The sequence below is a fragment of the Lentzea flaviverrucosa genome (assembly GCF_003350445.1).
Taxonomy (GTDB): Bacteria; Actinomycetota; Actinomycetes; order Mycobacteriales; family Pseudonocardiaceae; genus Lentzea; species Lentzea californiensis.
In genome coordinates, this window is sequence record NZ_QQAU01000002.1 from 506,311 (window position 1) to 527,211 (window position 20,901).

The window sequence follows — 20,901 nt, forward strand, 5'->3', positions numbered from 1 at the left end:
GCTGTCACTCCTCGTGAGAGACGACGAGGGCCAGTACCTGGTCGAGTGCGACCTGCTGGCCTGCTTGCACGTTCACTTCGGCGAGCACGCCGTCGACGGGTGCCGTGACGGTGTGCTCCATCTTCATGGCCTCGACCACGAACAACGCTTGACCGGCGGTCACTTCCTCGCCCTGCTGGGCTCGGACGACCAGCACGGTGCCGGGCATCGGCGACTTCACCGGGCCACCGGAGGCGGCGGCACCGTCGGCGGCTCCGACCAGGAACTCGGCCTCGACCAGCGCCCAGGAGGCACCGTCGTGGCCCAGCCACAGCACGTCGCCGTCGCGGGCCATCGAGTAGCGGCGCGAACCGACGAGCAGGTCGGCGTCTTCGCGGCGCGCCCGAGCGCGGACCGGTTCTCCGGCGCCCACCACGACTTCCTCGCCGCGCACGCGGACGTCGACGTCGTTGATCCGCCAGGTCGTCCAGGCGTGCTCACCGATGCGCCAGCCGCCCAGCTGGTCCCACGGGTCGTCGCCGTGCGGCTGGAGCGACCGCTCCAGGCCGGCCGCCACGTACACGTCGTCCGGGATCTCGGCGGAGGTCAGCGAATCCAGCTTCCGCTCGACCAGTCCGGTGTCGAGGGCGCCCGAACGCACGTCCTCGTCGCGCAGGAGTGCGCGCAGGAACGGGATGTTCGTCGTGACGCCGAGCAGCACCATCCGGCCGAGCGCGTGCTCGAGACGCCTGAGAGCTTCCTCGCGGGTGCGGCCGTGCGCGATGACCTTGGCGAGCATCGGGTCGTAGTCCGAGCCGACGACAAGTCCCTCGTACAGACCGGAATCCACGCGCACGTCGGCCGGTTCGCTCAACGCGAGCACGCGGCCACCGGTCGGCAGGAAGCCGCGCGCCGGGTCCTCGGCGTAGACGCGGGCCTCGACCGAGTGGCCGTTCAGCTCAACGGTCAGATCGAGCTCTTCGCCGGAGGCCACGCGGAGCTGCCACTCGACGAGGTCGACGCCCGTGACCATCTCGGTCACCGGGTGCTCGACCTGCAGCCGGGTGTTCATCTCCATGAAGAAGTAGTCGCCCGAGGTACCGTCCACGATGAACTCGACGGTGCCCGCACCGACGTACCCGACGGACTTCGCGGCCTCGACCGCGGCGGAGCCCATGGCCTCGCGCATCTCCGGCGTGAGGAAGGGCGACGGGGCCTCCTCGATGATCTTCTGGTGCCTGCGCTGCAGGCTGCACTCGCGTTCGCCGAGGTGGATCACGTTGCCGTGCGCGTCACCGAGGACCTGGATCTCGATGTGGCGCGGGTTCGTGATGAAGCGCTCGATCAGCAGCGTGTCGTCACCGAACGAGCCGCGCGCCTCGCGCCGTGCGGACTCGATGGCCTCGCGCAGCGCCGATTCCTCGTGCACCAGCCGCATGCCCTTGCCACCGCCACCCGCGGAAGGCTTGAGCAGCACCGGGAAGCCGATCTCCAAGGCCGCTTCGACGATCTCGTCGTCGGACATGCCCGCGCGAGTGCGGCCCGGCACGACGGGAACGCCCGCCGCCGACACCGTCAGCTTCGCGCGGATCTTGTCGCCCATCGCGTCGATCGCCGACGCGGGCGGCCCGACGAACACGATTCCCGCGGCGTCACACGCTGCCGCGAAGGCGGTGTTCTCGGCGAGGAAGCCGTAACCGGGGTGGATCGCCTGTGCGCCAGTGGAAACGGCGGCCTGAACGATCTTCTCGATGGACAGGTAGCTCTCCCTGGCCGCGGCGGGCCCGATCCGCACGGCCTCGTCGGCCAGCCTGACGTGCAACGCCTCGGCGTCCGCGTCGGAGTACACGGCGACGGAACGGATCCCGAGCGACCGCAACGCGCGGATCACCCTGACCGCGATCTCTCCGCGGTTCGCCACCAGAACGCTGTCGAACATGATCACATCCGGAAGACGCCGTAGGAAACATCGTCGATGGGGGCGTTCGCCGCACTGGACAAGGCAAGTCCCAGCACCGTGCGGGTGTCACGCGGGTCGATCACGCCGTCGTCCCAGAGCCGCGCGGTCGAGTAGTACGGGTTGCCCTGGTCCTCGTACTGCTGGCGGATCGGCGCCTTGAACTCCTCCTCGTCCTCCGCGGACCACTCGTCACCGAGCTGGTCGCGGCGGACCGTCGCCAGGACAGAAGCCGCCTGCTCGCCGCCCATCACCGAAATGCGGGCGTTGGGCCACATCCACAGGAACCGCGGCGAGTAGGCCCTGCCGCACATCGAGTAGTTGCCGGCGCCGAAGCTGCCACCGATGATCACGGTGAACTTCGGGACGCGCGCGCAGGCCACCGCCGTCACCATCTTGGCGCCGTGCTTGGCGATGCCGCCCGCCTCGTACTCGCGGCCGACCATGAACCCGGTGATGTTCTGCAGGAAGACCAGCGGGATGGACCTCTTGTCGCACAGCTGGATGAAGTGCGCGCCCTTCACGGCGGACTCGCCGAACAGGATGCCGTTGTTGGCGATGATCCCGACCGGGTGGCCGTGGATGCGCGCGAAGCCGGTGACGAGCGTCTGCCCGTACTCCTTCTTGAACTCCTGGAACTTCGAGCCGTCGACGACCCGCGCGATCACCTCGCGCACGTCGTAGGGCGTCCGGGAGTCCGTCGGCACGACACCGTAGAGGTCGTCCTCGACCACAGGCGCCTCGACGGGCGCGACGTCCCACGGCCGCTGCGCACGAGGGCCGAGCGTCGAGATGATCGAGCGGACCATCCGCAGCGCGTGCGCGTCGTTCTCCGCGAGGTGGTCGGTGACGCCGGACGTGCGCGAGTGCAGGTCACCGCCGCCGAGGTCTTCCGCACTGACCACTTCACCGGTCGCGGCCTTCACCAGCGGCGGACCGCCGAGGAAGATCGTGCCCTGGTTGCGGACGATGATCGCTTCGTCGCTCATCGCCGGCACGTACGCGCCACCGGCGGTGCAGGAGCCCAGCACGGCGGCGATCTGCGGGATCCCGCGCGCCGACATCGTGGCCTGGTTGTAGAAGATCCGGCCGAAGTGCTCGCGGTCCGGGAACACGTCGTCCTGCCTGGGCAGGAACGCGCCGCCGGAGTCGACGAGGTAGATGCACGGAAGGTTGTTCTGCAGCGCCACTTCCTGCGCGCGCAGGTGCTTCTTGACCGTGATCGGGTAGTAGGTGCCGCCCTTGACCGTGGCGTCGTTCGCGACGATCACGCACTCACGGCCGGAGACGCGCCCGACGCCCGTGATGATGCCCGCGGCCGGTGCCTCGTCGCCGTACATGCCGTTGGCGGCCAGCGGCGACAGCTCCAGGAACGGCGAACCGGGGTCGACCAGCGTGTCGACGCGCTCGCGCGGCAGCAGCTTGCCGCGGTCGACGTGCCGCTGACGTGCCTTCTCGGGACCGCCGAGAGCGGCGGTGGCGAGCTTGCCGCGCAGCTCGTCGACGAGCGCGGTGTGCTCCTTGGCGTAGCGGTCCGACGGCTCGGCGGCGCTGCGCAGGACAGGTGCGTCCATGCTCCCCAGACCTCAGGTTAGCGGGCGTTAACAAGGCCATGTTAACGCCCGCTCACCTAGCGGTCCACAGGAACGGCTCGAGAGTGACCCGAACGCAGGTCAAGCGGCCTTTCGGGCACTCTCACGTTCCGGAAAGAGCTAGCCGATGACTGCCCGCAGTGCGGGCAGGTAGCCGCTCTGGTGCCCTGCCCTGTTCGGGTGGTACGACTCCTCGACCGGCCAGCTCAGGCTGTTGAGCCACCAGCTCGACGAGCAGATCTCGTGCCCGCTGAACGCCCCGCGCACGTCGACGTAACCGAACCCGGCCGCCCCCGCGCGAGCGGCGATGGTGTTGTGCAGCGCGTCGGAACCGGAGTTGATCGCGGCGCGCTTGGTGTCGCTCAGGCCGACGTTGCACGAGCCCGGCACCTTGTAGATGCGCGGGTAGCCGAGCACGACAACGCGTGCGGACGGGGCCTTCGACTTGATGGTGCTGTAGACGTTGGTGAGCAGGCCGGGAAGCGTGTTCGCGGCGTAGGTCTTGGCCTGGTTCACCCGGTTGGTGCAGTCCTGGTCCGAGCCGAAGGTGCACGTGGTGATGACGTCGGTGAAGCCGGCGTCGTTGCCGCCGACCTGCACGGTGACCAGGTTCGTCGCCGCCGTGAGGTTGTTTGCCTGGGTGAGGACGTCACCTGTTCGCGCACCGGAACAGGCCACGGACTTGAACGTCGCGGGCGCCGTCGCCGCCGCGTACAGGGCCGGGTACGCGAGCGGGCCGCGCTTGCAGCTACCGGTGCCGGCGTCGTAGCTGCCGGTCCCGAGCCCGGAGGCGTAGGAGTCGCCGAGCGCGACGTAGTTGATCGGAGCAGCGCTGGCGGGGTTGGCGAGCGCGATGACTGCCGCGGCGGCGGTGACCACCGAGGCGATGAAGTGAGCAGGACGCATCGAAGACTCCCGAAGGGGCCGCAGGGGGGTGATGCATTGCGGGTCAATGGTTACCCACGGGTAAGGCCTGTGTGAAGTATTGGTCAATAGTCAACAATCAGGGCTTGCACCTGCGTGAATTCCACCCATCGGGCGACTAAGTGAACGGCTGCTAACCTCCTTCCGTGGTCGACAAACCCTCACGTCGGGACCAGATCCTCAACGCCGCGGCCGAACTCTTCGCGCGCCACGGCTTCCACGGCGTGGGCATCGACGACATCGGCGCGGCCGTGGGCATCTCCGGCCCAGCGCTCTACCGGCACTTCCGCAGCAAGGACGCGATGCTCGGCGAGATGCTGACGTCGATCTCCGAACGGCTGCTCGACGGCGGCCAGGCCAGGGTGGACGCCGCGTCGGACGCCGAGGAGGCGTTGCGGGACTTGATCGGCTGGCACGTCGACTTCGCGCTGGACGACCCCGCGCTCATCACCGTGCAGATGCGCAACCTGGCGAACCTCACCGATCCGGACCGCCGGCGCGTGCGCGCCTTGCAGCGCCGGTACGTCGAGGTGTGGGTGGAGACGATCCGGCGCACGGTGCCGGGCTTCGACGAACCGACCGCGCGCGCCGCCGCGCACGCCGTGTTCGGGCTCATCAACTCGACGCCGCACAGCGCCCACCTCGACCGCGACCAGATGGCGGCGCTGCTCTCCCGCATGGCGCTCGCCTCGCTCACGCCCGCCGTGGTGGCGTCCTAGATCAACCCGCGCTGGTGGGCGGCGGCTCCGCCGGGGATGGGCGGGAATCCACCGATCGACGGATGGCGCGCGTCTGACCTGGCGAACTGGCGGTCAGCCGAGACCCTTCCGTAACCTTGCCCGACAATGGGCGCGCGCAAACTCCTCCTCCGACTCCCGGCCTGGTTCCGGTTCACGGTGATCACGCTCGCGGTGTTCGTCTGCGGGGTGGTCGCCTCCCGACCGGCGACCGGTGACAACGGGGTCCCGCCCAGCGCCGACGTGATCGCCGCGGCCAACGCCGTCGACGCGTTCGTGGCGCCGTCCGCGACGCACGACCCGTACCTCAACCTGCCGTCGGACTTCGCGCGCGAGATGGGGCGCGATCCCCAGACCATCACGGCACCGGACGGGACGCTCCGGGTCGTCGACGCGGGGGGCGGGTGTTCCGGCCCGGCCGGTGACACGGAGTGGGACTTCAGCGCCGCGTGCCGCGCACACGACCTGGGCTACGACCTGTTGCGCTACGCCGACCACAAGGGCGATCCGCTCGGGCCGCAGGCGCGCAAGGCGCTGGACGACAGGCTCACGACGGACCTGCACGCGCAGTGCCGGCTGAACCCGCGCGGTGCCGGGCAGAGCTGTCACGCGGTGGCCGAGACCTACGCGCTGGGCCTGAAGTTCAACTCCTGGCGGCAGCGGTGGGGAGCGCCCGGCCACGAACCCGTGGTGGCGTGGGCGTTCGGCAGCGCGGTCGTGGTGTTCCTCCTGCTGGCACGGCTGCACGGCCGGCGTCGCGAGAGCACGACCGCGAACTCGCTGCCCCTGGTGCTTGCCCACGCGGAGCAGGACCGGTACGCGACGTTCCTGCGGCTCTTCAGCCTCGCGCTGCTCGTGCTCGGCGAGACGGTGGCGACGCTCGCGCACCTCAGGGGGTTCGGCACGTCGTGGTTGTGGGCGTTGCAGGCGGTACCGCTGTTCTTCTTCGCCGGCGGGCACGCGAACCTGCGCAGCTGGCAGGCGCACCAGGGCGGCTTCGGCTGCTGGGTGTCGAGCCGGACGTCGTGGCTGCTGCGGCCCGTGCTGGCGTTCGTGCTGCTGTGGGTGGTGCTGTTCGCGGCGCTGAACCTGATGGACGTCGAGGTCGACGCGTACAGCCGCCTGATCACGCATCCGTTGTGGTTCCTCGGGGTCTACCTGCTCGCCGTGGCGGCGACGCCGGCGGCCGCCTGGCTGCACGGGCACTTCCGCCGCACCACGCCGTTCGTGCTGGTGCTGCTGACGCTCGCGGTCGAGATCGCGCGCACGTCGACGGACTGGAAGACCGGCGGGTACGTGAACCTGATCGTCGGCGCGTTGCTGATGCAGCAGATCGGCTTCTTCTACGCGGACGGCACGCTGACCGGGCTCTCGCGCAGGCTGCTGGCCGGGCTGGGTGCCGTCACGCTGCCCGCGCTGGTGTTCTTCAGCGACTACCCGCGCTCGATGATGGTGCTCGGGGTGGCGCAGGTGTGCCTGGCGCTGCTGGCCCGCGGCCGGGTCACCTCGTGGCTCGACGGTTGGTTGTGGCACGTCGTGGACTTCGCCCGCCGCGCCCCGATGACGGTGTACCTCACGTACCTGGCCGGGGTCGGCGCCCTGGTCGGGTTGCTCGGGCTGACGCAGGCACCGGCCTGGCTGGTGTTCGGGCTGGTGCCGCTCATCCTGGTGTTCCACCGGTTCGAACGGCGCCTGGTCCGGTTGCAGCGCCTGCCGCACGAGTCGCACCGCACGCGGCTCGCGACGGCCATGGGCGTGTCGTTCGGAACGCTCGGTGTGCTCGGGTTCGTGGTGAGCGGGTTCCTCGGCGACGGCGTGCTGGTGCTGCTGCCCGTGGACCCGCTGCAGAACGTCATCCACCTGCTGCTCGGCTGGTACCTGATCCACACCGCCCGCACCGGCAGCTGCGACACCCGGCTGCCGTGGCTGCTCACGGCGCTGGCGTGCGTACCGCCGATGCTGGCGCTGGACCCGGCCCCGCCGGTGGTGGTGCTGCACGCCGTGGCGATCGGCCTCGCAGCGCTCGGAGCCATCCCCAGGTCACAGCCGCGCACACCGGCAGCCACAGCAGTCGCTGCCACACCCAGTCCGGATGGTCTGGTGGCTGCTGGAGCCCCGGCAGCGCACCCCACGCGCTGAGCGCCAGCGTCACGGTGATCAACGCGCTCTGGTGCGTCAGGAAGATGCCGAGCGCCCGCTTGTTCAGCCACGCCACGGGTTCCGTCGTGCCGAGCCTGGTCAGCAGCGGTGCGATCGTGAGCACCAGGCCGATCTGCGCGAACGCCAGCGCGAGCGTCGCGTAGTTCGGCGGGTTCAGGTTCGACACCGCCTCGCCGGGAATGCCCACCGCCGACAGCGGGTAGCCGCCGAACGTCGTCAGCAGCGCGTACCCGAGCACGCCCAGCACCAGCAGCGGCGGTCCGGGAATCCTCCTGCGCGCCAGGGAGAAGCCGAGCTGCCAGGCCGCCCACCACACCGCGTACGGCACGACCAGCACCAGCAGGACCGGGACGAGCACACCCCACGAGTGCTCGTCCAGCCTGCGCACCAACGGTTTCAACGCGAGCAGCGCCAGGTGGACGCCGAAGAACCACAGCGGTGTCGTGACCAGGAACCCGATGTTCCAGGCGGTGCCCTGGTCCACGCCGCGCAGCGTCAGTCCGAAGAGGACAGCGGCCCAGCAGCCGAGCATCAGCAGCGTGGGCACGGCGAGCTGCTTCAGCCGGACGAGGAACGGCGTCTTCGAGTGCGCGGCCGCGTACCCGCCGACGAAGAAGAACAGGCCGAGCGTTTGCAGCACCCACGAAACCGGTGTCAGCGAGGACAAGTGCTTCAACGGACTGTCGATGTACATGCCGGTGGGTGTGTCGACCAACGCGGTCACCAGCCAATGACCGAGCACGACCGTGACGACGGCGATCGCCCGCACGGCGTCGATGAACGGATTCCTCACAGCTTCTCCCCCGAACCCGAAACGATCCGGACGAGAGCGTTCAACGTCTCGCTGCCCGGCTCGTAGTACGTGTCGTGCTTCCCGCCCTCGAACCGCAGCGCGGTCGCCCCGAAACCGTCGGATGCCGGATCGGTGCCGTGCCCGAGGTCTAACAACCGCGCGTTGGGCACGAACCTCATCCAGTCCCCGCTGGACCGCAACGCCCACACCCGAGCCCCGGTCCCCAGCTGCGCGACGGAATCCGCCCGCACACCAGGACTTCCGGTGAACACGACGTCCGCCACGTCCAGCTCGTGTGCCGCGAGCCCGACCACCACCGACCCGTAGCTGTGGCCGACGACGTGCACGCGCGCCGGCGTCCGCAACGACCGGACGAAGTCGACGAGCGCGTCAGCGCCCTGACGTGCCAGGGAGCCGGTCATCGCGTCCACGCCGAGCCCCTGCGGCGTCCGGTACCCGAGCCAGGCGATCACGGCGAGGTCGTCCCGGCGCGCCTGCTCGTACAGGTTGGACGCCATCCGCCCGACCGTGCGCTCGAACCTGCCGACGTCCACGTCGGACCCCGGCACGAGCACCACGACGTCACGGGCGGTGCTCAGGTCACCGACGACCGCGACCCGGCGGGCGACGTCGGAACGCCACTGCGCGATCGACGGCGCGACCGACGGGAGGGCGATCAGCAGGAGGAACAGGACGGCTCGGCGCATGAACCGAAGCTAGGAAGACCACGGGCCCCGGATCGTCACCCCGGCGTGCCGTTTTCCCGCCGCTACCCCGGTACCACGAGCCCGCTCTCGTAGGCCGCGATGACGGCCTGGGCGCGGTCGCGCAGGCCGAGCTTGGTGAGCACGCGGCTCACGTGCGTCTTGACGGTCTGCTCGGCCAGCACCAGGTGCGCGGCGATCTCGGTGTTCGACAGGCCCTGCGCGATCAGCACGAGGATCTCGGTCTCGCGGTCGGTCAGGACCGACAGCTGCGCGGGCCGGACGCGGTCGGACCGGCGCGACCGCACGAAGTCCTCGATCAGGCGCTTGGTGATCGACGGGGCCAGCAGGGCCTCGCCCGCGGCCACCACGCGGACGGCGTTGAGCAGTTCGCGGGAGGGTGCGTGCTTGAGCAGGAACCCGCTCGCGCCGGCCTGCAACGCCTCGTAGACGTAGTCGTCGAGGTCGAACGTGGTCAGCACGAGGACCTTCACCTCGTCCGACCCGTTCAGCAGCAGCCGCGTCGCCGTCAGTCCGTCCATTTCGGGCATGCGGATGTCCATCAGCACGACGTCCGGCCTGACCGCACGCGCCAACGCGACGCCCTGCACACCGTTGCCCGCGGCGCCGACGACCTCGATGTCGTCCTGCGCGTCCAGCAGCGCGGAGAACCCCTCGCGCACCATCTCCTGGTCGTCCACCACGACCACCCTGATCACTTGTCCCCCAACGGAATTCTCGCCCTGACCAGGAACCCGCCGTCCTCGGTCGGCTTCGCGGTCAGCGTGCCACCGTGCACGGCGACGCGTTCCCGCATGCCCACCAGGCCCTGCCCGCTGCCGCCGCCCCTGGACGGCCCGCCGGCGGTGTTGGTCACCAGCACCTCGAGCACACCCTCGTCCTCGCGCACGTGGACGGACGCCTTCGAGCCGGGCGCGTGCCTGGTGGCGTTCGTGAGCGCCTCCTGCACGATCCGGTACGCGGTCAGGCCGACCGCCTCCGGGACGTCGTCCACTCCGACCTCGGCCTCGTCGCCGGGCCGCACCAGTTCCGCGATGCGGCTGACGCCCGGCTGCGGTTCCCGTTGGGCAACCTCGCCGTTCGTCCGCAGCACGCCCAGCAGCCGTTGCATGTCGGTGATCGCCTCACGCGCGGCCTCGCCGACCTCCGCGAACTCCTGCCGCGCTTCCTCGTTCAGTCCCTTGAGACGGTAGGGCGCGGTCTCGCACCTGACCACCACCAGCGACATGTGGTGGGCCACGACGTCGTGCATCTCGCGCGCGATGCGGGCACGTTCCTCCAGCGCGGCCTTGGCGTCGCGCTCCTCCTCGAGTTCGCGTTCGGCTCTGCCGCGCGCACCGAACAGGTAGACGGCGGCAGCGACGATGGGCACGAAGAGCGCCCTGTCCGCGGCCTGCGGCTCGGAGGCGATGATCAGCGCCATGGTGATCACCGTGGCGCTGATCACGATGGCGCGTGAGTAGAACGCCGCGACCGCGACGAACAGCGGTCCCGCGGTCCAGTACTGGAAGGCCTCGGCGCCCTCACCGTCACACAGGAGGCTGACGAGGAAGAAGCCGGGCACCGCCAGCCTCCAGGCGTGCAGCGGTGACCAGATCAGCAGCACGTACGGCCCGACCGTCACCAGGAAGACGACGACCCACCAGCCGTCCGAGTCCTCCTGGCGCACGTAGCCGGCGCTCGCGACGATCGCCCACACGAGGGCGTAGATGATCAGCGCACCGTGCACCGGGATGCGCAACCGCCCGAGCCCCTTGGCGAGCACTCGGGTGCGATCGGGACCGAGAACGGTTCGGTACAGCGCGCGGAACACCAGCCGATGCTAGGTGGATCCGTTCATCAGCACATTGACCTGCGGAGTGACATACCCCGGTAGCACTCTGATCAAGATGGGGCATTGCGAACGCGTGACACCGCGCGGTAGGCAGTACCTGTGACACCACCACAGGATCCAGATCGCTGGTCACGGCTGACGGCCGTCGCCGGTGAGGCGCTGGCTGCGGCCAGGGCCGGGGAAGACGCTGTGGCGGTAGACCTCGTGACCGGGTACCTCAGCGGGTCGCCCGAGGGCAACGAGGAGATCCGTGAGCTCGTGCTCCTGCTGTTCGCCGAGTGCAGCAGCATGGTCAGCGCTCTCGGTTCCGGCGGCGCCACCCCGGTGAAGATGCAGGTCTTCGACGAGGAGGGGAACGAGGTCCAGATCGACGACGCGGACCCACCTGTCCGCACGGCGATCCGCGCCCTGCTGGCCGAGGTGCACGGCGACCAGGACGCGGCCTCGGAGCAGATCGAGATCGCCCTGGCCAACGGGCACCCGCAGGAGCTTGCGACAGTCGTCCTGCAAGCCCTGCGGTGGACCCTGAAGCTGGCGATCGAGTGCGAGACGCGCGACCTGCCCGTCGCGCCGTGGATCACCGCGTCGCTGGACGACCAACCTTGATGTGCAGCAGAGCGTCCACACCGTCCATGAGGTGCTGGTCGAGCGGGAAGTAGGCCATCGCCAGCATCGGGTCGGAGCCGGTGTCGGTGCGCCGCGCTCCCTCCGGCTCGTCCTTCGTGATGCCCCAGGTCGTGAACCGGTCCTGCAGACTGCCTTCGAAGGTGGCTTTGTCCGGTTCGCCGAGCCCGATGGAGTCGTTGCGGCCGAGCGTGCCGCCGATCACGGTGTACTGGTCACCGAGGACCGGCGCCACGAGCGCGCCCGCGGAGAACCACTCGACGCGTTCGCCGGCCATCTCCATCGAGGAACTGGTGCGCTGCAGGTGGGCGTTGTGCGCGAACACGAACGTCGGCCCGTTCGCGGCCTCGGCGCGCCGGATCTCCAGCAGGTTCCGCGCCATCACGCCGTCCCGCATCTGGCACAGGCGGTTGAGGCGCACGCCCAGCGGGTTCGGTTCGGCGCACTCCCGGTGGTACTGGAGCAGGCTCAGCCCGGCCACCAGGTGCGTCTCCGCGCGGGCCCACGCCTCGTCGGTGGTCCTGCGCTCGTGCAGCCGCCTGAGCATCCCGGTGCCGATCTCACGCAGCCTGATCGCTTCCTCCGACTGCCCCGGCGACTGGGTGAGGTCCATGACGGCCTCGTCGCGACTCCACTTCTCGTCGTCGATCGTCAGGTCCACGTCCTCGCCCAGGTAGTCGCGGGCGTGTTCGAGGTAGGGACGCGGGCTGGGCGCGCTGGCCGTCTCGGTCTGGAAGTCGAAGCCGTGGAACGACAGGCGGTCCCCCGGTGCCTTGTCCGCGTTGTACTCGCGCATCCACTGCACGAGCTCGCGGTTGGCGGGCCAGTTCTCCCCGAACGTGTGGGAGAAGCCCTCTTTCATGATCGTGTCGAGGTCACCGGGGCCGCCGTGGACGTAGTCGTTGACGGCCAGACCCCGGATCCGGCACGTCTCCAGGGCGATCGAGCGGAAGCCCAGGCCCGTGAGCTGCTCGAACAGCTCGTTGCGGATCCAGGTGTGGGCGTGCTCGAGGTGTGTGGGCTCCCCGAACCCCAGCAGCTCGGTGAAGGGGGTGATGAACTCGCGAATGTCCTGGCTCATGTGGTTCAACCGTAACATTGAAAGCTCCGTTGAGACTTTCGCGCGATCTTCTCGGTCTTCGCGCCTAAAGTCTCAACCGTGCGACCAACTGACCTCGCCCGCGAGCACGGCCTGTCGACCCAGGCGGTGCGCAACTACGAGGAGTCCGGGTTCCTCCCGCCCGCCGAGCGCACGCCGTCCGGCTACCGCGTCTACACCGAGGTCCACGCCGCCGCGCTGCGCACGTTCCTCGCACTGGTCCCCGCCTTCGGGCACGCCACCGCCGGCCAGATCATGAACGCGATCCACGCCGGCTCGCTGGACGACGTGCTGACGGCGATCGACCGGGGCCACGAACAACTGCTGCGCGACCGTTCCACCCTCGACTCGGTCAGCCGCGCGGTGCAGGACCTGACCGACTTCGAACCGGTCCTGGAGCCGCGCACGATCGGCGAACTGGCCCGGCGCCTCGGCGTGACCCCGGCGACGCTGCGCGCGTGGGAGGAGGCGGGCATCCTCGTGCCGTCCCGTGAGCCGACCGGCTACCGCCTGTTCCGGGCCGAGGACGTCCGCGACGCCGAACTCGCCCACCTGCTCCGGCGCGGCGGCTATCCGTTGGCGCGCATCGCTTTGGTCGTCGAGCAGATCCGCACGGCAGGCGGCACCGACACCCTCGGTGCCGCCCTCGCCGACTGGCGCCGCCGCCTCTCCGCACGAGGCCTGGCGATGCTGGCCGCCTCCGCACGCCTCAACGAGTACCTGACCGCACGGGCACCAGCTCCGTGACGAGCGCGCCGACCTGCTCGCTCTCGATCAGGAACGCGTCGTGCCCGTACGGCGACTCGATCACCCTCAGGCCGTCGGCCCCAGGGATTCCCGCCGCCAGTTCTTCCTGCTGCGCCAGCGGGTAGAGCCGGTCCGAGTCGACACCGGCGACGATCGTGCGCGCGGTGACCTTCCGCAACGCCGCCCTGATCCCACCGCGCTGGTACCCGACGTCGTGCGAGTTCATCGCCTCCGTCAGCGTGACGTAGCTGGCCGCGTCGAACCGCCGGGTCAGCTTCGCCGCGTGGTGGTCCAAATAGGACTCGACCTCGAACCGGCCGTCCTCCTGCCGCCGCCTCCCGAACCTGGCCTGCAACTCCTGCTCGCTGCGGTAGCTGATGTGCGCGATCCGCCGCGCGATCCCCAGTCCCTCCAGGGGATCGGCCTTGATCGCGTGCACCTGTGCGGACGCCAGGGCGATCTGCTCGGCGGACGCCGCGGCGGTCGTCGCCAGCAACAGCAGCGACTCGACCCGTCCGGGTTCGCTGACCGCCCACTCGACGGCCCGCATGCCGCCCATCGACCCGCCGAGCACGGCGGCCCACCGCCCGATGCCCAGGTAGTCCGCGAGGTGCACCTCGGCCGCGACCTGGTCGCGAATCGTGAGGTCCGGGAACCGGGGGTACTGCCAGGGCCCCGTGCTGCCCTGACAGCCTCCCAGCACGTTCGGCGCGACGACGAAGAACGCGTCGAGCGGCTTTCCCGGCCCCACGAGGGAGTCCCACCAGCCCGGCGTCGGGTGACCCGGCTCCACGCCCCCGGCGACATGGCTGTCGCCCGTCAGGGCGTGAAGCACGAGCACCGCGTTGGAGGCCTCGGCGTTCAAGGTCCCCCACGTCTCGTACGCGAGCTGGAAACCCGGCAGCTCCCCGAACGTCCCGGCGTGGCTGAACCACTTCCGCCGGCCGTTCGGATCGCCGAACCGCCAGCCACCCACTACAACTCGGACTTCGCCGCGGTGAAGCCCGCCTCCAGGTCCGCCTTGAGGTCCTCCAGCCCCTCCAGCCCGACCGACAGCCGAACCAGACCGGGCGAGACACCTGTGACGAGCTGCTCTTCGGGCGAGAGCTGGCTGTGCGTGGTCGACGCCGGGTGCACGATCAACGACCGCACATCACCGATGTTCACCAGCTGGCTGAACAGACTCGTGCCGTCCACGAACGCCCGACCGGCCTCCACGCCGCCACGCAGCTCGAAGCTCACGACCGCGCCGGCACCCTTCGGCAGGTACTTCCGCGCGTTCTCGTGGAACGGCGACGACGGCAGGCCCGCGTAGTGGACCTTCTCGACCTCGTCCCGTGCCTCCAACCACTCCGCAAGCGCTTGCGCGTTCTGCACGTGCCGCTCGATGCGCAGCGACAACGTCTCGATGCCCTGGATGACCAGGAAGCTGGTCAACGGCGCGATGGCCGCACCGGTGTCCCGCAGCCCCTGCACCCGCAACTTCGCCGCGAACGCCCCGTGCCCGAGCACCGGCCAGTACCGCAGCCCGTTGTAGCTGGGGTCGGGCTCGTGGAAGTCGGGGAACTTCTCCGCCCCGTACTCGAACTTCCCGCCGTCCACGACCACACCCGCGATGGCCGTACCGTGCCCACCGAGGTACTTGGTCGCGGAGTGGATCACGATGTCCGCCCCGTGCTCCAACGGCCGGAGCAGGTACGGCGTCGGCACCGTGTTGTCGACGATCAACGGCACCTGGTTCGCGTGCGCGACCCCAGCAACCCCTTCGACGTCCAGCACGTGGGAACGCGGGTTGGCCAACGTCTCCGCGAAGAACAGCTTGGTGTTCGGCCGCACCGCCGCCTGCCAGGCATCGAGGTCGTCCGGGTCGTCCACGAACGACACTTCGATCCCGAGCTTGGGCAACGTGTAGTGGAACAGGTTGTACGTACCGCCGTACAACGAGGCACTGGACACCAGGTGGTCCCCGGACCGAGCCAGGTTCAAGATGGCGGCGGTCTCAGCAGCAGACCCGGACGCGAAGGCGACAGCCGCAACGCCCCCTTCGAGCGCGGCGACCCGCTGCTCCAGCACGTCCTGCGTGGGGTTGTTGATGCGCGTGTAGATGTGCCCGGGCTCAGCCAGCGCGAAGAGATCAGCACCGTGCTGCGTGTCCCGGAAGACGTAGGAGGTGGTCTGGTAGATCGGCGTGGCACGAGCACCAGTGGCCGGGTCGGGCGCCGCGCCCGCGTGGATCTGAGCAGTCTCGAAGGACCAGGACATGGCTGTGCTCCAACGTTCGCAGATGCGGGGGGTCTGGGATCAGCGGGAGCGACGACAAGCCATGCTGGTGACGCGCACGTAGTCGACGTGGCGCCGGCTAACCAGGGACATGGTCATAGTCACGAAGGTAGAGGGCCAGACGGTCCCTCCGACACCCCGTCCACCAGGTGAGACCGCTTAGGCTGATCGCATGCGCACAGCTCTGGTCGGCTACGGACTAGGTGGGGCGGCCTTCCACGCCCCGTTCATCGAGGCGACGGAGGGCCTGGACCTCTCCGCCGTCGTCACGTCGAACCCGAAGCGCCAGGCAGAGATAGCGGCCCGCTACCCGAACGCAAGCCTTCTGTCCTCTCTGGACGAAGTCTGGACGGGCGACTTCGACCTGGTGGTCATCACCACCCCGAACCGCTTCCACGCGACCCACGCCCGCCAGGTCCTGGAACACGGCCTCAACGTGGTGGTCGACAAGCCCTTCGCGGGCTCAGCGATGGAGGCAAGAGCACTAGCCTCGATCGCCTCTTCCAAGGGCCTGATGCTGGTCCCGTTCCACAACCGCCGCTGGGACGGCGACTTCCTGACGGTGAAGCGCCTGCTGACCGAAAAGACCCTGGGCACAGTCCACAAGTTCGAGTCCCGCTTCGAGCGCTACCGCCCGGAGATCAAGTCGTCCTGGAAGGAATCAGGCGACCCGGCAGACCTGGGCAGCATCCTCTTCGACCTGGGCACCCACCTGGTCGACCAATCAGTAGCCCTCTTCGGCCGCCCAACCTCAGTACACGCAGAAATCGCCACAGTCCGCCCAGGCGCCAAGGCAGACGACGACGTCTTCCTCTCCCTGACCCACGAACACGGTGTCCGCTCCCACCTCTGGATGAGCGCACTGGCAGCAGACCAGGGCCCCCGCTTCCGCGTACTGGGCCACGACGCCGCCTACGTGAAGTACGGCATGGACCCCCAGGAAGACCGCCTGAAGGCAGGCGAAACCCCCGCCACCCCAGGCTGGGGCGAAGAACCCGAAGCAGCCTGGGGCACCCTCAACGGCAAGCCCCACCGCACAGAACCAGGCGCATACCAGGACTTCTACGCCGCAGTAGCAGCAGGCAACCCCCCAGTCTCCCCCCAAGACGCAGTAGCAGGCCTAGAAGTGATCGAGGCAGCAAAGCAGTCGGCAACAACAGGCGACTCAGTCCGCCTCTAACCAACCGCGAAGCCGAAGGCGAGCCACCCACCCGCACGCGAAGCCGAAGGCGAGCCACCCACCCGCACGCGAAGCCGCAGGCGAGCCACCCACCCGCACGCGATGCCGCAGGCGAGCCACCCACCCGCACGCGATGCCGCAGGCGAGCCGTCCTTACCGCAAGGCATGGGCGGTGGGGTCCCGTCACGAGTCGCGCCATAGCACTTGCTGCACCTGAAGAAGGGTGTCAAGCGGACACGCTTTTCGTCCGCTTGACACCCTTCTTCAGGTGTGGCCCGCTCTTGGCTCGGCTCGTGACGGGACCCCACCGCCACAACGCACCCTCAACGCACCAGGCAGCCGCCCAACGCAACAGGCGTGCCATCAACCCACCCACGGCGCCACCCCCCGATCAGATTGCCGGGGTCTGGGGCAGAGCCCCAGGAAAACGCACGCAACCGCAAGCCCGCCGCCCGCAAGCCGACCACCCGCAAGGTCGCGTCACGCCGACGACCGAACCAACGGAGGACTCAACACCCCAACCTCCCCCCGCCGATAAAGCGCAGCCGGCCGCCCCCCATCCCGCGAGGTCGTCCCCCCAGTAGGAACCAAAAACCCCTCAACCCCCGTCACCTTCCGATGAAAGTTACGAGGATCCAACCCAACCCCCCAAACGATCTCATAAACCCGCCGCAACTCAGCCACGGTGAACTCGCCCCCACAAAACGCAGTCCCGAGCGAGCTGTACTCCAACTTGGCCCGAGCCCGCTCCACCCCATCAGCCAAGATCCGCGAGTGATCGAAGGCCAACGAAGAAACCTCAGAAACAGGCACCCAGGCAGCCGCAGCAGCATCAGTCCCAGCCACGGGAACCGGCAAGTCAGGCGCCAACGCCAGATAGGCCACAGAAACAACCCTCATCCGAGGATCCCGCCGAGGCTCCCCATAGGTAGCGAGCTGCTCAAGATGCAGCCCGGCAACCCCAGTCTCCTCAACCAACTCCCGACCGGCGGCAGCGTCCACGGACTCGGCAACCTGAACGAACCCCCCGGGCAGGGCCCACCGCCCAAGGAACGGCGCCTCCCCCCGCCGAACCAGCAGCGCACACAAGGCATCGGCCCGAACGGTCAACACCACAAGATCGACCGTGACAGCGAAGGGAGGGAAATCACTTGGCGCGTACACCCCACGAAGCATAGGCTTATCGTCAGTAAGACGACAAGCCGCGCCAGGACCACCACAGGGGAGCCAAGACCATGGCCGACATCAGCACCTACCCGGGACTGCGCCACCTCAGGGGAGCCCCCACCGTCCACATCCGACACGTGGACAAGGGCAAGCTGATCCACGAGGGCACGGGCCTGAGCTTCTGGTTCCGCCCAAGAACCGCGGTCCTCTCAGAAGTTCCGGTGGACGACCGAGAACTCCCGATGCTCTTCCACGCCAGAACCCACGACTACCAGGACGTGACGGTCCAGCTGACCATCACCTACCGCTGCACGGACCCGGAGACCGCCACGGCGAGGATCGACTTCTCGATCGACCCGGACACGGGCACCTGGCGCCAGGACCCGCTGAGCCAGATCGCGAACACCCTGACCGAGAGCACGCAGCAGCACGCCCTCAAGATCCTCGGCACCCTGAACCTGGACACCGCCATCAGGACCGGCGTGGAACGGGTCAAGCAGGCGGTCACCGAGAACCTGACCGCGACCCACATCGGCCTGGAGATCATCGACATCAGGGTCGTGGCGATCCGCCCGGACGCGGACATGGAGAAGGCCCTCCAGACCACCGTCAGGGAGAAGGTCCAGCAGGAGGCCGACAAGGCCACCTACGAGCGCCGCGCGATGGCGGTCGAACGCGAGCGTTCGATCAGCGAGAACGAACTGCAGAACCAGATCGAGCTCGCGAAACGCGAGGAGCTCCTGGTGGTCCAGCGAGGCGCGAACGCCCTGAAGAAGGCGGAAGACCACGCCAGGGCGAGCCGAGTGGCCGACGAGGCCAAGGCCGACGGCATCCGCAAGCTGGCGGAAGCCGAAGCCGCGGGCGAGAAGGCCAGACTGGACGCCTACAAGGAGATCCCGCAGGAGACGCTCTACGCCTTGGCGGCCAAGGAACTCGCCGGCAACCTCCCGGAGATCGGCAGCCTCACCCTGACCCCGGACCTGATCCAGCCGCTGCTGCAGAGACTGGCCCGATGAGCCTCGCCCCGCGAATTGTGCTGGTGCACCGGCGCACCGAGCTGACAGAGTTGCTGGCACGACACGGGACGCGAGGGCAGGTCGAGTTCTTCCTCAAGTCCCGCAACAGAACCCTGGACGAGGTGGTGGACCGTGACCAGCAGGCCCGCAGGGCGTTGGGAGACGTCAGCGCCGCGATCCCGCTCGACTGGCGCCGCGGCGTCGTCGAGCGGGAAGACCTGTCGCGGTTCCTGTTCGCGCCCGAGGACGTAGTCGTCATCGTCGGTCAGGACGGACTGGTCGCCAACGTCGCGAAGTACCTCGACGGCCAGCCCGTGATCGGCATCAACCCGGACCGGGGCGTGCTGGCGAAGCACGCCCCCGGCGACGCCGCGGAACTCCTGCACAGCACCGGGAACACCGAGGACAGGACGATGGTCGAGGCCAGGTCGGACGACGGCCAGACCCTCCACGCGCTCAACGAGATCTACGTCGGCCACCCGAGCCACCAGACCAGCCGCTACCGCATCGGCAACGAACGCCAGGCGTCGTCCGGCATCCTCGTGGGCAGCGGCACCGGTGCGACGGGCTGGTGCAGTTCCGCCCACCGTGAAAGGAAGAGCCCGCTCACCCTGCCCACCCCGACCGAGCGCAGGCTCATCTGGTTCGTCAGAGAGGCCTGGCCGTCGCCGAGCACCGGCATCGAGCACACCGAGGGTCAGATCACCGACCGGCCCCTCGACGTCGACGTGGAGTCGGACGGACTGGTGGTGTTCGGCGACGGCATCGAGAGCGACGCGCTACGACTGGGCTGGGGACAGCGGCTGAGCATCGGACTCGCCGCCCGCCGGCTCCGCCTCGTGCGCTGACCCGATCACCAGCAGGCACACGCCGGACAGCACGGCGCCCGCGATCAGGTACAGGGCGATGGCCCAGGTTCCGGTGCGCAGCAACGACTGCGCGACCAACGGCGCGAGCCCGCCACCGAGCACCGCGCCGAGCTGGAAGCTCAACGCCACCCCGCTGTACCGCACGCGAGTGCGGAAGAGCTCGGCGAAGTAGGCGGCGGAAGGCCCGAACAACGCGGCCGAGCCCACGAACCCGAGCACCATCGCGAACGTGAACCAGCCCGAGTCCGTGAGCCAGAACAGGGGGAACGCGAACCCGGCCTGGAAGATCGCCCCGCCGAACATCACCGGCAGCCGCCCGATGCGATCCGACAGCAACGCGAACGCGGGCACCGCGACGACCTGCGCCACCGACCCGACGACGGTCGCGATCAGCAGGTCGTCCGCGGAGATCTTCAACGCCGTGCGCCCGTACCCGATCATGAACACGCTCAGCACGTAGATGAAGATCGTGAAGCCGAGGTTCACGCCGGCCCCCAGCAGCACGATCCGCCACCGGTCGCGCAGCACCTCGGCGATCGGCAGCCGCGACTTCTCGGCCCGCACGAACCGCGGCGACTCCGACACGCGCAACCGGATGTAGAGGCCGATCCCGACCAGCACGATCGAGAACAGGAACGGCAACCGCCAGCCCCAGCTCAGGAAGTCCGGCCCGGAAGCGCGCGACGACAGGTACATCGCGAGGTTCGCCAGCACGAGCCCGACCGGCGACCCGATGAACACCCAGCTGCCGTACCAGCCCCAGCGCCCCGGCGGAGCGTGCTCGACGGCCATCAGCGACGCGCCGCCCTGCTCACCGCCCATGAAGAAGCCCTGCACGATCCGCAACAGCACCAGCAGCACCGGCGCGAGGATGCCGACCTGGGCGTACGTCGGCAGCAGGCCGATCAACGCCGTCGACAGGCCGGTCGCGGACAGGGTCACCACGAGCATCGAGCGGCGCCCGATCCGGTCGCCGAGGTGACCGATCACCGCACCGCCCAGCGGCCGGGCGAAGAAGCCCGCGCCGAACGTGGCGAACGCGAGCAGCACACCGACGCGCGAGTCGAACTGCGGGAAGAAGATCTTGTCGAACACGAGCGCCGAGGCCGTGCCGTAGAGGAGGAAGTCGTACAGCTCGATCGTGTTGCCGACCGCTGAAGCGGCCGCCACCTTGCGCACCCCCGTCATCGTTCCAGCCTGGTCGAGGGATTGACACTG

The 20,901-nt window shown here is 69.1% G+C and carries 18 protein-coding genes and 1 pseudogene; 7 read left to right on the forward strand and 12 right to left on the reverse strand.

The features are described from left to right. Window positions 1–4: 4 nt before the first annotated feature. From DFR72_RS08420 to DFR72_RS08430, 3 genes are all read right to left on the reverse strand, one after another. Window positions 5–1,918 (reverse strand): acetyl/propionyl/methylcrotonyl-CoA carboxylase subunit alpha, encoded by a 1,914-nt coding sequence (locus tag DFR72_RS08420; protein WP_090067501.1) that lies wholly within the window; start codon window positions 1,916–1,918, stop codon window positions 5–7. A 2-nt stretch (window positions 1,919–1,920) separates the two neighbouring features. Next, a complete protein-coding gene (locus DFR72_RS08425) occupies window positions 1,921–3,510 on the reverse strand; it encodes a carboxyl transferase domain-containing protein (protein WP_090067421.1) in 1,590 nt (529 codons plus the stop codon). A 138-nt stretch (window positions 3,511–3,648) separates the two neighbouring features. Further along, a complete protein-coding gene (locus DFR72_RS08430) occupies window positions 3,649–4,434 on the reverse strand; it encodes an SGNH/GDSL hydrolase family protein (RefSeq protein ID WP_090067420.1) in 786 nt (261 codons plus the stop codon). A 164-nt stretch (window positions 4,435–4,598) separates the two neighbouring features. On the opposite strand from DFR72_RS08430, the gene DFR72_RS08435 reads away from it, so the two are divergent. Beyond that, complete coding sequence (locus DFR72_RS08435) at window positions 4,599–5,171, forward strand: SACE_7040 family transcriptional regulator (RefSeq protein ID WP_090067419.1); 573 nt, start codon at window positions 4,599–4,601, stop codon at window positions 5,169–5,171. Window positions 5,172–5,297: 126 nt separating this feature from the next. Beyond that, the gene (locus DFR72_RS47825) at window positions 5,298–7,328 is read left to right on the forward strand and encodes a phospholipase A2 (RefSeq protein WP_090067418.1); all 2,031 of its coding nucleotides are present in this window, start codon (window positions 5,298–5,300) and stop codon (window positions 7,326–7,328) included. Here DFR72_RS47825 and DFR72_RS46750 read toward each other — a convergent pair. The 4 genes and pseudogenes from DFR72_RS46750 to DFR72_RS08460 form a co-directional block, all read right to left on the reverse strand. Continuing rightward, window positions 7,291–8,142: pseudogene (locus DFR72_RS46750) on the reverse strand (acyltransferase family protein); the annotation flags it as partial. The gene DFR72_RS47825 and the pseudogene DFR72_RS46750 sit on opposite strands and share 38 nt — an antisense overlap. Then, window positions 8,139–8,849, reverse strand: coding sequence for an alpha/beta hydrolase (locus DFR72_RS08450; protein ID WP_090067416.1), 711 nt, complete (start codon window positions 8,847–8,849; stop codon window positions 8,139–8,141). The pseudogene DFR72_RS46750 and the gene DFR72_RS08450, both read right to left, overlap by 4 nt. 62 nt (window positions 8,850–8,911) lie before the next feature. Next, entirely contained in the window at window positions 8,912–9,565 is a 654-nt protein-coding gene (locus DFR72_RS08455; protein WP_090067415.1) for a response regulator, read from the reverse strand. Continuing rightward, complete coding sequence (locus tag DFR72_RS08460) at window positions 9,562–10,680, reverse strand: sensor histidine kinase (RefSeq protein ID WP_090067414.1); 1,119 nt, start codon at window positions 10,678–10,680, stop codon at window positions 9,562–9,564. The genes DFR72_RS08455 and DFR72_RS08460 overlap by 4 nt, the downstream gene beginning before the upstream one ends. A gap of 120 nt (window positions 10,681–10,800) precedes the next feature. Between DFR72_RS08460 and DFR72_RS45390 the strand changes: the two genes are divergently transcribed. Further along, entirely contained in the window at window positions 10,801–11,307 is a 507-nt protein-coding gene (locus tag DFR72_RS45390; RefSeq protein ID WP_090067413.1) for a hypothetical protein, read from the forward strand. Here the strand turns inward: DFR72_RS45390 and DFR72_RS08470 are convergent. After that, window positions 11,279–12,406 carry an erythromycin esterase family protein gene (locus DFR72_RS08470; RefSeq protein ID WP_090067412.1) on the reverse strand — a complete coding sequence of 376 codons (1,128 nt, stop codon included), beginning with the start codon at window positions 12,404–12,406 and terminating at the stop codon, window positions 11,279–11,281. The two genes, DFR72_RS45390 and DFR72_RS08470, sit on opposite strands and share 29 nt — an antisense overlap. A 78-nt stretch (window positions 12,407–12,484) precedes the next feature. Here DFR72_RS08470 and DFR72_RS08475 point away from each other — a divergent pair, with 78 nt between their 5' ends. Continuing rightward, entirely contained in the window at window positions 12,485–13,171 is a 687-nt protein-coding gene (locus DFR72_RS08475) for a TioE family transcriptional regulator (RefSeq protein WP_090067411.1), read from the forward strand. On the opposite strand, the gene metX is transcribed toward DFR72_RS08475, so the two are convergent. Both metX and DFR72_RS08485 read right to left on the reverse strand, forming a co-directional pair. Then, window positions 13,134–14,147, reverse strand: coding sequence for a homoserine O-acetyltransferase MetX (gene metX, locus DFR72_RS08480; protein WP_090067410.1), 1,014 nt, complete (start codon window positions 14,145–14,147; stop codon window positions 13,134–13,136). The genes DFR72_RS08475 and metX overlap by 38 nt on opposite strands. Then, a complete protein-coding gene (locus tag DFR72_RS08485) occupies window positions 14,147–15,433 on the reverse strand; it encodes a bifunctional o-acetylhomoserine/o-acetylserine sulfhydrylase (protein WP_090067409.1) in 1,287 nt (428 codons plus the stop codon). The genes metX and DFR72_RS08485 overlap by 1 nt, the downstream gene beginning before the upstream one ends. A 190-nt stretch (window positions 15,434–15,623) precedes the next feature. On the opposite strand from DFR72_RS08485, the gene DFR72_RS08490 reads away from it, so the two are divergent. Next, window positions 15,624–16,631, forward strand: coding sequence for a Gfo/Idh/MocA family protein (locus DFR72_RS08490; RefSeq protein WP_090067408.1), 1,008 nt, complete (start codon window positions 15,624–15,626; stop codon window positions 16,629–16,631). Between the two features lie 480 nt (window positions 16,632–17,111). On the opposite strand, the gene DFR72_RS08495 is transcribed toward DFR72_RS08490, so the two are convergent. Continuing rightward, the gene (locus tag DFR72_RS08495) at window positions 17,112–17,807 is read right to left on the reverse strand and encodes an NUDIX hydrolase (RefSeq protein WP_090067407.1); all 696 of its coding nucleotides are present in this window, start codon (window positions 17,805–17,807) and stop codon (window positions 17,112–17,114) included. A 59-nt stretch (window positions 17,808–17,866) separates the two neighbouring features. Between DFR72_RS08495 and DFR72_RS08500 the strand changes: the two genes are divergently transcribed. Together DFR72_RS08500 and DFR72_RS08505 are read left to right on the forward strand one after the other, a co-directional pair. Next, window positions 17,867–18,814: an SPFH domain-containing protein gene (locus DFR72_RS08500; RefSeq protein ID WP_090067406.1), complete on the forward strand. Its 948-nt coding sequence runs from the start codon at window positions 17,867–17,869 to the stop codon at window positions 18,812–18,814. Continuing rightward, window positions 18,811–19,662 carry a hypothetical protein gene (locus DFR72_RS08505; RefSeq protein WP_090067405.1) on the forward strand — a complete coding sequence of 284 codons (852 nt, stop codon included), beginning with the start codon at window positions 18,811–18,813 and terminating at the stop codon, window positions 19,660–19,662. The genes DFR72_RS08500 and DFR72_RS08505 overlap by 4 nt, the downstream gene beginning before the upstream one ends. On the opposite strand, the gene DFR72_RS08510 is transcribed toward DFR72_RS08505, so the two are convergent. Further along, a complete protein-coding gene (locus DFR72_RS08510; RefSeq protein ID WP_090067500.1) occupies window positions 19,594–20,871 on the reverse strand; it encodes an MFS transporter in 1,278 nt (425 codons plus the stop codon). The genes DFR72_RS08505 and DFR72_RS08510 overlap by 69 nt on opposite strands. Window positions 20,872–20,901 lie beyond the last annotated feature (30 nt).